Source organism: Actinomadura sp. 1N219 (genome assembly GCF_044326405.1).
Classification (GTDB): Bacteria; Actinomycetota; Actinomycetes; order Streptosporangiales; family Streptosporangiaceae; genus Spirillospora.
This window is the reverse complement of record NZ_JBIRAY010000001.1, coordinates 1724188-1737308: the sequence shown is the minus strand read 5'-3', so window position 1 is coordinate 1737308 and position 13121 is coordinate 1724188. Positions and strand designations below refer to the sequence as shown.

Annotated in this window: 12 protein-coding genes; 5 read left to right on the top strand and 7 right to left on the bottom strand. The window is 73.1% G+C overall.

The genetic code is table 11. The features are described from left to right. Positions 1-7: 7 nt before the first annotated feature. On the bottom strand, positions 8-1597 hold the full coding sequence (locus tag ACH35V_RS08090) for an AMP-binding protein (protein ID WP_395970979.1): 1590 nt from the start codon (positions 1595-1597) through the stop codon (positions 8-10). 147 nt (positions 1598-1744) lie between these two features. On the opposite strand from ACH35V_RS08090, the gene ACH35V_RS08085 reads away from it, so the two are divergent. Genes ACH35V_RS08085 through ACH35V_RS08065 form a run of 5 tightly spaced genes read left to right on the top strand, consistent with a single transcriptional unit; the run spans position 1745 to position 7359 of the window. After that, entirely contained in the window at positions 1745-3370 is a 1626-nt protein-coding gene (locus ACH35V_RS08085) for an ABC transporter substrate-binding protein (protein WP_395970978.1), read from the top strand. A 28-nt stretch (positions 3371-3398) separates the two neighbouring features. Then, positions 3399-4352 carry an ABC transporter permease gene (locus ACH35V_RS08080; protein ID WP_395970977.1) on the top strand — a complete coding sequence of 318 codons (954 nt, stop codon included), beginning with the start codon at positions 3399-3401 and terminating at the stop codon, positions 4350-4352. Next, the gene (locus ACH35V_RS08075; RefSeq protein ID WP_395970976.1) at positions 4345-5385 is read left to right on the top strand and encodes an ABC transporter permease; all 1041 of its coding nucleotides are present in this window, start codon (positions 4345-4347) and stop codon (positions 5383-5385) included. The genes ACH35V_RS08080 and ACH35V_RS08075 overlap by 8 nt, the downstream gene beginning before the upstream one ends. Before the next feature lie 16 nt (positions 5386-5401). Then, positions 5402-6373 carry an ABC transporter ATP-binding protein gene (locus ACH35V_RS08070; RefSeq protein ID WP_395970975.1) on the top strand — a complete coding sequence of 324 codons (972 nt, stop codon included), beginning with the start codon at positions 5402-5404 and terminating at the stop codon, positions 6371-6373. Beyond that, the gene (locus ACH35V_RS08065; RefSeq protein ID WP_395970974.1) at positions 6373-7359 is read left to right on the top strand and encodes an ABC transporter ATP-binding protein; all 987 of its coding nucleotides are present in this window, start codon (positions 6373-6375) and stop codon (positions 7357-7359) included. Before ACH35V_RS08070 ends, ACH35V_RS08065 begins: the two co-directional genes overlap by 1 nt. A 4-nt stretch (positions 7360-7363) precedes the next feature. Here ACH35V_RS08065 and ACH35V_RS08060 read toward each other — a convergent pair whose 3' ends face one another. Genes ACH35V_RS08060 through ACH35V_RS08035 form a run of 6 tightly spaced genes read right to left on the bottom strand, consistent with a single transcriptional unit; the run spans position 7364 to position 13116 of the window. Further along, positions 7364-8179, bottom strand: a complete 816-nt coding sequence (locus ACH35V_RS08060) for an SDR family NAD(P)-dependent oxidoreductase (RefSeq protein WP_395970973.1) — start codon at positions 8177-8179, stop codon at positions 7364-7366. Continuing rightward, positions 8169-8636, bottom strand: coding sequence for a nuclear transport factor 2 family protein (locus tag ACH35V_RS08055; RefSeq protein WP_395970972.1), 468 nt, complete (start codon positions 8634-8636; stop codon positions 8169-8171). Before ACH35V_RS08055 ends, ACH35V_RS08060 begins: the two co-directional genes overlap by 11 nt. Continuing rightward, positions 8633-9514 carry an LLM class F420-dependent oxidoreductase gene (locus tag ACH35V_RS08050; protein ID WP_395970971.1) on the bottom strand — a complete coding sequence of 294 codons (882 nt, stop codon included), beginning with the start codon at positions 9512-9514 and terminating at the stop codon, positions 8633-8635. The genes ACH35V_RS08055 and ACH35V_RS08050 overlap by 4 nt, the downstream gene beginning before the upstream one ends. Continuing rightward, positions 9511-10992 (bottom strand): FAD-dependent oxidoreductase, encoded by a 1482-nt coding sequence (locus tag ACH35V_RS08045; protein ID WP_395970970.1) that lies wholly within the window; start codon positions 10990-10992, stop codon positions 9511-9513. Before ACH35V_RS08045 ends, ACH35V_RS08050 begins: the two co-directional genes overlap by 4 nt. Before the next feature lies 1 nt (position 10993). After that, positions 10994-11902 carry a VOC family protein gene (locus ACH35V_RS08040; protein ID WP_395970969.1) on the bottom strand — a complete coding sequence of 303 codons (909 nt, stop codon included), beginning with the start codon at positions 11900-11902 and terminating at the stop codon, positions 10994-10996. A 29-nt stretch (positions 11903-11931) separates the two neighbouring features. Then, positions 11932-13116: an acyl-CoA dehydrogenase family protein gene (locus ACH35V_RS08035; RefSeq protein WP_395970968.1), complete on the bottom strand. Its 1185-nt coding sequence runs from the start codon at positions 13114-13116 to the stop codon at positions 11932-11934. Positions 13117-13121: the final 5 nt, after the last annotated feature.

Below are 13121 nucleotides of genomic sequence, written 5' to 3'. Positions count from 1 at the left end.
CTGAGGGTCAGGTGAGCGTGTAGGTGCCGGCGCGGTGTTCGTAGACGGGGTCCGGGGTGTTGCAGGCCTCGCCGCGGAGGGTGCGCTTGATGACCTTGTTGGTCGGGGTGCGGGGCAGTTCCCGGACGATGCGGACGTACTTCGGCGTCCATTTGGTGCCGAGGTCGGGTTGGGCGGCGAGGAAGGCGGTGAAGGCGGACGGGTCGAACGCGCGGCCCGGGGCGAGCGCGGCGGCCGCCATCACCTGGTCGCCGACGTGCTCGTCCGGGACGGCGTAGACGGCGACCTCGGCGAAGGCGTCGAAGCGGGCGAGGAGGCGTTCGACGGGGACCGCCGCGAAGTTCTCGCCGTCGACGCGCAGCCAGTCGTCGTCGCGGCCCGCGAAGTACCAGTAGCCGTCCGCGTCGCGGTAGGCGAGGTCCCCGGACCAGACCCAGCCGTTGCGGACGCGCTTCGCCGTCGCCTCGGGATTGTTGTAGTAGCCCTCGAACTTCGCGGCGCCGAGCCTGTCGACGATCTCGCCGATGGCGTCGTCGGCGTTGAGCAGGCGGCCGTGCTCGTCGAACTCGGCGCGCGGGCATTCCCGGAGGGTCTCCGGGTCGACGACCGCCGCGCCCTCGTCGGCGAGGCCGAGGGAGCCGGGCGGCGTGCCGGGGACGCGGACGATCCGGATCTCGCCCTCGCTCGACCCGTAGGAGTCGATGACGGTGCAGCCGAAGCGGCGGGCGAACGCCTCGATGTCGCGGTCGGCGCCCTCGTTGCCGAACGCGATGCGCAGCGGGTTGTCGGCATCGTCCGGCTTCTCGGGGACGGCGAGGATGTAGTTCAGCGGCTTGCCGACGTAGTTGAAGAACGTCACGCCGTGGCGGCGGACGTCCGGCAGGAACCCGGACGCGGAGAACCCGCGCCGCAGCACCAGTCGGCCGCCGGTCGCGACGGCGGGGGCGATCCCGGCCATCAGCGCGTTCGAGTGGAACATCGGCATGACGACGTAGAACACGTCGTCGCGGGTGAGGCCGCGCCGGTCGCGCTGCTGGACGGCGATCCGGCCCAGCCTGCCCTGCGTGCAGATCACCGCCTTCGGCGCGGACGTCGTGCCCGACGTGAACACCAGCGAGAAGATCGCCTCCGGGGCGACGGGGACCGGGGGCAGCGGGCGGGCGGCGGCAAGGCGTCCGGCGTAGGCGGGCGTGTCGACGGTCAGGGACGGGACGTCCGTCAGCCCGTCCAGCAGCGGCGCACGCGACGTCTCCGTCACCAGGAGCGCGCAGTCGGTGTGGGCGATGTCGCGCGCCAGTTCGGCGCCGCGCCGCGTCGGGTTCAGCTCGACGAGCGGGACGCCCGCGAGCGCCGCGCCGAGGATCCAGAACAGGTGCTCGGAGCCGTTCTCCAGGAACAGGCCGACGTGCCCGGGGAGGTCCCGGACCAGTCCGGCGCGCCGCCGTGCCTCGGCGACGACCTCGCGCCACGTCCAGGAGCGGTCCTCGAAGCAGAGGCCGGTCCGGTCGTCGCCGGCGCGGGCGGCGACCAGTTCGGCGAACGCGGCGTCGCGGGCCGGGCGGTCGTCGTCCAGCACGGCGGTCTTGTCGTCTCGCATGCATCCCTCCCGGAGACAACGTCGCGCCACCGGCGCGGCGCGCATCCGCCGCATCCCACTCACCGAGACCGGCCCCCGCCCGATCCGGCCCGTGCTGTTTGCCTCGTTCCGGCCTGAGTCACAAGCAGCACCGGCACAGGGAGGGTCGTGCAGGTTTCCGGGAGCCTCCGCCGGGTCGGCGCGGTCGTCGCCGTCGCGGCGATGACGGCGGCGTGCGCGTGGCAGAGCGAGAACGGCGGCGCGGGCGCGTCCGCCGGGCCGCCCGCGGGGCCGCCCGCCGAGTACAAGGTCGGCATGGTCGGCGGCGCGAACGGGGGCGGCGCCCCGGTCAAGGGCGGCACGCTGACGTTCGCGATGTTCGCCGAGGCCGCGCTGCTCGACCCCGCCGAGACGATCGTCGCGGGCTCGACCGGCGGCGTGGAGATGGCCGCCGTCTACGACGTCCTCATGCGCTGGGACGGGACGACAGGCGGCCTGCGTCCGCAGCTCGCGAAGGACCTGAAGGCGAACGCCGACTCCACCGCCTTCACGCTCACGCTCCGAGACGGCGTGACGTTCAGCGACGGCACGCCGCTCGACGCGCAGGCCGTGAAGTGGAGCATCGAACGCTACGTGCGGAAGGGCGCGGACGAGGCGGCGCTCTGGAAGGACAACGTCACGGCCGTCGAGACGCCGTCCGCGCGGACCGTCGTGTTCCGGCTCGCGCACACGTGGCCGACGTTCCCGTACCTGCTCGCCACCGGGCCCGGGATGATCGTCGCGAAGTCGTCCGACATGGGCGGGAAGTTCAGGCCGGTCGGCGCGGGCGCGTTCGCCTTCGAGCGCTACCGGCCGAAGGAGGAGACCGTCCTGACGGCCCGCGCCGGGTACTGGGGCGGGAAGCCGCACCTGGACCGCATCCGGCTGGTCTACGTCGACGACCCGAACGCGGCGCTGGACACGCTGAACAGCAGGCGGATCCAGGCGGCGTTCCTCCGCGACCCGGTCGTCGTCCAGAAGGCGCTGAAGGCGGGGCACAGCGGCTACCTGAACATGGTCGCGCTCGGCAACGTCGCGGCGATCAACGCCCGGCCGGGGCATCCGGGCGCGGACCCGCGGGTCCGCAAGGCGATGCACCACGCGATCCAGCCCGAGGTGGTCTACCAGCGCGCCTATCCGGGGACGGGCCTCGCGAGCAACGCCCTGTTCCCCGAGTTCTCTCAATGGCACACCGGCGTCGAACCGCTCCCCTACGACCCGGGCAAGGCCCGCGAGCTGCTCAGGCAGGCGAAGGCGGACGGCTACGACGGCAAGGTCACCTGGCTGGACGCGCAGGACCCCGCGTCCCGGACGACCGCGCTCGCCGACAAGGCGATGCTGGAGAACGTCGGCTTCGACGTCGAGCTGGACCTCGTCCGCTCGATCGCCGACCAGATCACGAAGGTGTCGGTCCGCAAGAGTTACGACGTGGCGGGCTGGGGCATCAGCTGGCGCGAGGCCGGGCCGTTCGGCCGCATGTACGCGACGCTGCACGCCAAGGGCGACCTGACGGTCGCGATGGCGACGACGCCGCGGATGTCCGCGCTGATCGAGGAGCTGCGCGGCGCCGGGACGGCGGAGCGGCAGCGCGCGGTGATGGGACGCGTCCAGCGGCAGTGGAACGAGGACGTCCCCGCGCTGGTGTTCGGACCGCAGCCCGAACTGGCCGCCTGGCGGGACACCGTGCACGGCGTCGTCGGGACTGTCAACAGCATCGTCCTGCTCGACGACGCGTGGACGGCCCCCGGAAAGTGAGACGGCCCCCGGAAAGTGAGAGGACGGCATGGCGCGTGATCTGGTGCGGCGGCTGGTCGAGCTGGCGCTCGTCCTGCTGATCGTCAGCATGGGCACGTTCGCGCTGGTGGACCTGATGCCGGGCGACCCGGCGGTGGTCGTGCTCGGCGAGGGGCACGCGCCCGCGGAGTACGCGGCGAAGCGCGAGGCGATGGGCCTGACCGACGCGCTGCCCGTCCGGTACGGGAACTGGGTGGCGGACGCGCTGACCGGCGATCTCGGCGAGTCGTTCGTCCCGCCGTACGGGGACGTGGCCGGACGGGTCGCGGCGGCGCTGCCGGTCAGCGCGGAGCTGGCCGTGCTCGCGATGATCATGGCGCTGGCGGCGGCGGCGCCGCTGGCGATGTGGTCGGCGTACCGGTCCGGCGGGCTGGTCGACCGGGTCGTGAGCGCCGCGACGTTCGGCGTGCTGTCGGTGCCGAGCTTCCTCGCGGGCATGCTGCTCATCGCGCTGTTCGCCGAGCGGCTCGGCTGGTTCCCGCGGCTGGAGTGGGCGCGGCTCGGCGACGGGCTCGGCGGCAACCTCTACCACGCGTTCCTCCCGGCGCTGACGATCGCGCTGATGGAGACGGCGACGTTCACCCGGGTGCTGCGCAGCGACCTGATCACCACGCTGCAGGAGGACTTCATCCTGGCGGCGAAGGCGAAGGGCATGACCCCGGTGCACGTGCTGCTGCGGGACGCGCTGCGCCCGTCGTCCTTCTCCCTGATCACGCTGATGGGGATCAGCCTGGGCCGGCTCATCGGCAGCACGGTGATCGTGGAGTACCTGTTCGCGCTGCCCGGCATGGGCACGCTGATCATCGGCGCGGCGGACCAGGGCGACGTGCCGACGGTGCAGGGCGCGGTGCTGGTGATCGCGCTGATCTACGTGCTGGTGAACGCGGTGATCGACCTGTCCTACGGCCGTCTCGACCCGCGGATCAGGCGGGCCCATGTCTGACCTCTCCCTCCCCTCGGCCCTGTCCCCGCCCGATGCGCGCTGGTGGGGGCCGGGGCTCGCCGCCGCAGGGCTCGCCGTGACCGGGCTGTCGGTGACCGTCCTCGCCAACGGGAACGGCTGGACGCAGGCCGCCGCGCTCGCCGCCGGCCTCGCCGCCGCCTACCTCGGCCTGAACGCGACCGGACGCGCCCTGTCCGGCGACTCCTTCGACCTGATGTTCTGGCTCTGCGCCGGCTGGCTCGTCGCGCTGGTCGGCGCGGCAGTCGCGGCGCCGGTGCTGCCGCTCGGCGAGCACCAGGACATCGTCGCGACGATCGGCGATCCGGGGATGGCCGTCCCCGACCTGTCGACCTCGCATCCGCTCGGCACCAACAACTTCGGGCTGGACCTGCTGTCGCGCGTCGTCCACGGGGCCCGGTCGTCGCTCGTGGTGTCGCTCGGCGCGGTCGCGATCGGGATGGCCGTCGGCGGGACGATCGGCATCGTCGCCGGCTACCTGCGGCGCGGCGCCGACGCCGCGGTCGGCGTGCTGACGAACGCGCTGCTGGCCGTCCCGCCGCTGATCCTGCTGATCGCGCTCGGCACCGTGCTGGAGCCGACCCTGCGCAACATCGCGGTGGCGCTGTCGCTGCTCGCGATCCCCGGCATGATCCGGATGGCGCGGGCGAGCACGCTGGCGTTCGCGCGGCGCGAGTTCGTGGTGGCGGCGGAGGCGATGGGCGCGTCCAGGTGGCGGATCATGACCCGGGAGCTGCTGCCGAACGTCGTGCTGCCGCTCGCGTCCTACGGGATGGTGATGGTGTCGGTGCTGATCGTCGCGGAGGCGTCGCTGAGCTTCCTCGGCCTCGGCGTCCAGCCGCCCGCGCCGTCCTGGGGCAACATGATCGCCGAGGGCGAGGAGAACGACGCGTTCGCCCAGCACCCGCACATCGTGCTCGTGCCCGGCGTCACCCTCTTCCTGACCGTGTTCGCGTTCAACCTCATCGGCGAGAAGGCCCGCAAGCGGTGGGACCCCCGGCAGGCGAAGCTCTAGGCCCCAGGGAGCAGACATGACCGAGACCCTCCTCGCCGTCGAGGACCTGCACACCGAGATCCGCACCGGCCGCGGGCCGCTCAAGGCCGTCGACGGGGTGTCGTTCACCGTCGGCCCCGGCGAGATGTTCGGCATCGTCGGCGAGTCCGGCTCGGGCAAGTCGGTGCTCGGCCGGACGGTGATGGGCCTGTACACGTCCGGGCCGTCGATGACCGTGTCGGGGCGGGTCGTCCTGAACGGCAAGGACGTCCACGGGCTGACCGCCGCCGGGCGCCGCGCGCTGTGGCGGACGGACGTCGGCATGGTGTTCCAGGACCCGGCGACCGCGCTCAACCCGGTGAAGCGGATCGGCCGCCATCTGACCGAGGGCCTGCGCGGCCTGTCCCGCGCCGCCGCCCGCGACCGCGCCGAGGAGCTGCTCCGCCTGGTCGGCATCCCGGAGCCGCGCCGCCGCCTGCGCCAGTACCCGCACGAGCTGTCCGGCGGCATGCGGCAGCGGGTGGTGATCGCCGTCGCGCTCGCCGGGGAGCCGTCGCTGCTCATCGCGGACGAGCCGACGACGGCGCTGGACGTCACCGTGCAGAAGCAGATCCTCGACCTGCTCGGCGGGCTCCAGTCGGAGCTGGGCACGGCCATCGTCCTGATCAGCCACAACCTCGCGGTCGTGGCGGGACGGGCCGACCGGGTCGCGGTGATGTACGCGGGACGGCTCGCGGAGCTGGCCCCGGCGTCCGTCCTGTTCGCCGGGCCGCGGCACCCGTACACCGAGGCGCTGCTCGCGTCCGTCCCGCGGCTGGGCGACCCGCCGCACTCGCCGCTCCAGGCGATCGACGGCGCGCCGCCGGACATGGCCGCGCCCCCGCCGGGCTGCCGCTACGCGCCCCGCTGCCGGTACGCGACGGCCGAGTGCGCGACGGCGGCGCCGCCGCTCGTCATGGCGGACGGCCGCGCGGTCGCCTGCCACCACCCCGTCCAGGGAGGCGTCTGATGGCCGGCACCGGCACCACGCATCTGCGGTCCGGCGACCGCCTGCTCGCCGTCGAGGACCTCGTCGTCGAGTTCCCGGCGGGACGGGGCCGGAAGGTGCACGCGGTCTCCGGGATCGGCTTCGACCTGCTGGACGGCGAGACGCTCGGCATCCTCGGCGAGTCGGGCTGCGGGAAGTCGAGCGCGGGACGCGCGGTGATGCAGCTCCCGCCGCCGACGGCCGGCTCGGTCCGGCTGGCGGGCACGGAGCTGACCGGCCTCGCGCCCGCCGCGCTGCGCGCCGAGCGGAAGCGGATGCAGATGATCCTGCAGAACCCGGTCGCCGCGCTGAACCCGCGCCGCAAGGTCGCCGATCTCGTCGCGGAGGGCCCCTCGGTGTGGGGCGACCGGCCGCCGCGCGCGACGATCGAGGCGGCGCTGGCGGCGGTCGGGCTCGACCCGGCGACCGTCTGGGACCGGCGGCCGCACGAGCTGTCCGGCGGGCAGTGCCAGCGCGTCTGCATCGCCCGCGCGCTGATGCTCGACCCGCGCGTGCTGATCTGCGACGAGCCGGTGTCCAGCCTGGACGTGTCGGTGCAGGCGCAGATCCTGAACCTGCTGGAGGCCACCCGGGAGCGGCTCGGCCTCAGCATGATCTTCATCGCGCACGACCTGGCGGTGGTGAAGAACATCAGCGACCGGATCATGGTGATGTATCTCGGGAAGGTGTGCGAGGTCGTCCCGTCCGGGGAACTGGCGGGCGCGGCGCGCCACCCCTACACGCGGCTCCTGCTGGAGTCGGTGCCGGAGGCGCGCCCGGACAGGACCGCCGGCCAGGACGGCGCCTTCCGCGCCGGGGAGATCTCCGAGCCTCCGTCGCCGCTGAACCCGCCGAGCGGCTGCCGCTTCCGCACCCGCTGCCCCCTCGCGACGGAGCGCTGCGCGGCGGAGGAGCCGAAGCTGCGGCGGCTCGCCGGCGACCACCACGTCGCCTGCCACGAGGCGTGACGCGCTAGGCGCGGTGGGGGCGGTTCGTCCAGCCCTGGTCGTCGGCGCGGACGAACCAGCCGGACGCGGCGAGGGTGCCGCCGTCCACCGGGATCGTGTGGCCGGTGACGAAACGGGCGTCGTCGGACGCGAGGAACGCCACGACCGCCGCGTAGTCGTCGGGTTCGCCGAACCGGGCGAGCGGCGCCCAGGTGTGCTCCAGGCCGTCGTCGTAGCCGCGCCGCATCCACTCGGCCGGGGTCTGCTCGGTGTTCGCGAGGTCGGGGGCGATGGCGTTGACGCGGACGCCGTGCCGTCCGACGGCGACGGCGAGGCTGCGGGTGAACGCGGACACGCCCGCGTTGAACGCCGAGTACACCGGATGCTGCGGGATGCCGCGGAACGCCTCGACCGTCGAGTTGTTCACGACGCAGCCCGCGCGCTGCTCGATCATCGTCGGGAGCAGGGCGTGGGTGAGCTTGAAGACGTGCAGGAGGTTCAGCTCGTAGAGGCGCTGCCACTGCTCGGGCGTGCTGTCCTGGAACGACGGCGCGGCCGGACGGAAGTCTCCGACGTTGTTGACCAGGACGTCCACCCGGCCGTGTTCCAGGGCCGCGGCCCGCACGGCTTCGACGGTGCCGTCCTCGACGATGTCGCCGATCACCGTGGCGCACCGGCCGCCCGCCGCCTCGATGCCGCGGCGGGCGCGGGCGGCGGCGTCCGCGTCGAGGTCGTTGAGGATCACGAGGTCGCCCGCCGCGGCCAGGCGGCGGGAGATCGCGCCGCCGATGCCGAGCGCCCCGCCGGTGACCACGCTGACCCGGGCCGCGTCAGCCCGCATCCCGCCACCTCCGGACGGGCCGGGTCTCGACCGTGTCGATCCGGAGTTCGCGGCGGGCGATGCGCCAGGCGCCGCCGTCCAGCCGGTAGGAGTCGGTGTAGCGGGTGTGCCAGACGAGGTCGGCCGCCTTGCCGGGCTCGCGCTCGCTGACGTGGTGGGCGACGCAGGCGACCTGGCCGGTGGCGGTGCCGGGCTCGGGGCCCGCGTCGAACACCTGGCCCGCCAGGGCGTGGAACGTGACGGGGGCGCCGTCCAGCGCGGCGAACGAGGCGGCGATCTCCTCGCGTCCGGTGAAGGTGCGGACCGGGTCGAGACGCCTCGGCGCGTCGGGCAGCATGAGCACGGCGTCGCCGGTGAACAGGGCCGCCATCGCGTCGATCTCGCGACGGTCGGCGTGGAGGGCGTACCGGGCGACCAGGTCGGCGAGGGCGAGCCGGTCGACGACGCCGAGCGTCATGAGAGCCCCAGACGCTCGGCGCAGGCGGAGAGTTCGTCGCGCGCCTCGTTCAGGTCCTTGCTCACGTTCCCGCCCAGGACGAGACGCCCCGCGCCCAGCGCCGCCAGCTTCTCCGCCCTCTCGGGCGTGACCGCCTGCAGCGAGTGCCCGAGGGTGAGTTCGAGGACGGACGGGTCGCGCCCGTTCCTCTCGGCCTCCTCGCGCATCAGCGCGACCAGGCCGCGGAGCTCGTCCCCGGCTACGCCCAGCGGCTGGAGGCCGTCGCCGTAGCGGCCCGCGCGGCGCGCGGCGGCCTTCGTGTGGCCGCCGACGTGCACGGGGACGCCGCCCTCCTGGACGGGCTTCGGGTAGCTCATCGCACCCTTGAACTGGAAGAACTCGCCGTCGTGTGAGGCGCCCTCCGGCGCGGTGCCGGCCCACAGCTTCCGCAGGACCCGGAGCTGCTCGTCGCCGCGGCGGCCGCGCGAGTCGAAGTCCGCGCCGCACGTCTCGACCTCCTCCCGCATCCAGCCCATGCCGACGACCAGGCGCAGCCGTCCGCCGGAGAGGGCGTCGACGGTCGCGAGCCGCTTGGCGAGCACCACGGGATGGTGGTTGGGCAGGACGAGCACGCCGGTGGCGAGGCCGATCCGGGTCGTCCGGCCCGCGAGGAACGCCAGCAGGTCGAGGGGGTCGGGGATGTCGGTGTCGTCGGCCAGCTCCATCCGCCCCGACCTGTCGTAGGGGTAGACGCTCGAATAGCCGCTCGCCACCACCGTGTGCTCCACCGCGCTGACCGACTCGAAACCGCAGTCCTCGGCGTGCTGGACGAACGCGCCGATCCACGCGGGATCGGCGGTGACGCCCGCGGCCACGGGCAGCAGGACGGCGTACTTCATCTGGTTCCTTTCTGGGAGGCGGCGGCGCGCCCGGCGCGGCGGCCGAAGAACGTGCCGTCGCCCAGGGACGTCCCGCTGACGTAGCCGTCGCCGTGCATGCCGGACGCGGCCCGCCCCGCCGCGTACAGGCCGGGCACCGGGACGCCCGAGTTGTTCAGGACTTCGCCGTCCACGGTCGTGTGCAGCCCGCCGAGCGTGAACCCGGCCGCGCCGGTCCCCGTGCCCGCACCGGTGCCGCCGAAGAACCCGGCGCGCGGGTCGATCGCCGCGAACGGCGATTTCAAGGGCCGCAACCATTTCGGGTCTTTGTGGAAGTACGGGTCCTCGCCCTTGGCGGCGTGCCGGTTGTAGGTCTCGACCGTCGCCTCCAGGGAACCGGCGGGCATGCCGAGCGATTCCTCCAGTTCGGCGAGCGTCTCGGTGACGTGCCTGGGGCGCAGGCCCCAGCGGTCCGCCTCGGGGACGTCCTCGAACCCCTCCTCGTCGATGATCGTCCAGTAGGGGCCGGGCTGGTGCCTCACGGCGTGGACGCTCCAGTGGCCCGGGTACACGTCCTCGTTGAGGAAGCGGCGGCCGAGACCGTCCACGAGCATGCCGCGGCACACCATCGCGGGCAGCGCGGTGAGCGCGATCTCCACGACCGACATCCGCCGGGTGGCGGCGCCGATCGCGGTCGCCATCCGGATGCCGGAGCCGTCGTCGAGCCCGTCGCTGACCTTGCCGTGCCCGAGCAGCACCGGCGCGTGGTCGGCGAGCATCTTCTCGTTGTCGACGAACCCGCCGGTCGTGAGGATCACCGCCGTGCGGGCGCGGTAGGTGACCGTCTCGCCGTACTTGCGGGCGACGACTCCGGCGACGCGTCCCCCGTCGTCCAGGACGAGGTTCGTCGCCACGGTGTCGGTGTGCGTGACGGCTCCCGCCTCAGTCGCGGCGGCCGACAGCTTCTCCATCAGGACGCCGCCGCCGAACCCGCCCGCCGCCGGACGGTGCCCGCGCGGGACGGGCTTGGCGATCGTGTTGTACGGCCAGGAGTTCTCCCCCAGCCACATCAGCCCGTCCTCGGACATGGGCATCCACGTCGGCGCGTCGTAGAAGGTCGGGTTGAACGGCACGCCGCGGTCCCGGAACCACTCGAAGTGCTCGACGCTCCCGTCGCAGTACAGCCGCAGCTTCGCGGTGTCGGCGTTCGGGCCGAGCGCCGCCTCCAGGTAGGCGTACATGGCGTCCGGGTCGTCGTCGAAGCCGCACGCCTTCTGGATCTCGGTGCCGCCGCCCAGATACAGCTCGCCGCCGGACTGCGCCGACGAGCCGCCGGGACCGCTCGCCCGCTCCAGGACGACGACGTCCGCGCCCGCCCGCGCCGCCTCGAACGCCGCCGCCGCGCCCGCGCACCCGAACCCGACGACCAGCACGTCGCACTCGTGGTCGAAACCGCCGATGTCGCGTGCCGCGAAAGGCTCGACGGAACGGTCGCTCACGTCACTTCCCGGGCGGGACGAAGGCGGCCAGCGGCTCCGAGCCCGACCAGTCGTGGCCCCAGTAGCTGTCCTTGGTGATCTCTTCGGCGGTGTAGTGCGTCTCGTCCACGAGCATGCCCTCGCAGCCGTACTCGACGTCCCAGCCGCCGGGCGCCCGGACGTAGAACGAGACCATCTTGTCGTTGGTGTGGCGGCCGAGCGTCGAGGAGATCGAGAAGCCCTTCGCCGTGACGGCGTCGAGCGCGACGCCGACCGCGTCCAGCGAGTCGACCTCCACCATCAGGTGGACGAGCCCCGGGTCGCCGTCGTGCGGGGCCGGGCAGATCGCGAGGCTGTGGTGCCGCTGGTTGACGCCCATGAACCGGATCCGGACCTTGCCGCCGCCGACCTTCATCGCGCCGCGCGGCAGGAACCCGAGGACCTCGTTGTAGAAGGTCACGGTCTCGGCGAAGTTCGGGGTGGGCAGCACGACGTGGCCCATGCCCATCGCGCCGGTGACGAACTTCTGCGCGAAGCCGGTGCGCAGCGGGCTGTGGTCGAGGACCGGTCCGAAGAACACCTCGACCGGGGTGCCGCCCGGGTCGGTGAACGCGATGACCTCTTCGGCGTCGCGCTCCGCCGCCTCGTCCGGCGTCAGCGCCGTGACCGCCGTCCCGGCCTTCTCGACGGCCTCGCGGACGGCGGCGAGCGCGTACTGGTCGCGGACCTCCCAGCCCACCGCCAGCACCTTGTCGCTGTCGCCGGGCAGCACCGCGAGGCGCGACCGGCGCTCGTCCATGCGCAGGTACAGGCCGTCCGGGTCGGGCCCGCCGCCCTCGGCGAAGCCGAGCCCGTCGAGGGCGAACTCGCGCCAGCGCTCGACGTGGCGGGTCTGGACCTTCAGATACCCCAGCCCTCGGATCTGCGTCATAGTCCTCGGTCCCTTCTTCCTCGTTCGGGTCAGATCATCGAGCGCATGGGGCCCTGCGGCGGCTCGATGTCCAGGTCGGTGAGGGCGGAGACGTGGTAGACCGCCCCGGGGACGTGGATCGCGTGGGCGAGGCCGACGTGCGCGTCCCGCCAGAACCGCTGGATCGGGTTGTCGCTGCGCATCGCGTTCCCGCCCGACCGGACGACGATCTCGTTCATCGCCTGCACCGCCCGCCACGCCGCGCGCACCTGCGTGCGGCGGCCCGCGGCGCGCTCGGCGAACGTCGGCTCGTGACCGGCGGAGACCTGGTCGTAGACGCGCGAGCAGTTGTCCAGCAGCGCGGTCCTGGACGCCTTGATCTCCTCCGCCGCCTCGCTGATCGCGTACAGCACGTACGGGTCGTCCTTGATCTTCGTGCCGGTGATCTGGACGCGGTTGCGCTGGTAGGCCATGTGGTGGTGCAGCGCGCCCTCCGCGATGCCGATGACGGCGGAGGTGATGCCGAGCGGGAACACGCAGGAGAACGGCATCAGGTAGGACGGGTTCGTCAGCCCCGCCTCGCGGGCCGCGGAACCGTCCACGACCTTGGTGTATTCGAGCGTCCGGTAGGCGGGGACGAACGCGTCCCTGACGATGACGTCCTTGCTGCCGGTGCCCTTCAGCCCGGCGACGTCCCACGAGTCCTCGACGATCTCGTAGTCGGAGCGCGGCAGGATCAGGTGGAGGGAGCGGGGCGGTTGCGCGACCTTGCCGTCCGCGTCGCCGAGCATCCCGCCGAGGAAGATCCAGTCGCAGTGGTCGGTGCCGGACGAGAACTGCCAGCGGCCGTTGAACACGTAGCCGCCGTCCACCGGGCGGGCCACGCCCATCGGCGCGTACGGGGAGGCGATCCACACGTCCGGGTCGTCGGCCCAGACCTCCGCGCGGACCTTCGGGTCGGCGTACGCCATCTCCCACGGGTGGACGCCGACGATCCCGGCGACCCAGCCGGTGGAGCCGTCCAGCGCGGAGATGCCCATCACGGTCTCGGCGAACTCGCGCGGGTGCACCTCGAGGCCGCCGTGCGCCCGCGGCTGCAGCAGCCGGATCACGCCCGCCTCGCGGAGCGCCTGCGCGGCCTTGTCGTCCAGCTTGCCGAGGGTCTCGTTGACGGGGCCGAGCTCGCGGATCTGCTCCGCCCGTTCCATGATCGAATCCAGCGCCCGTGATGTCATCGCCT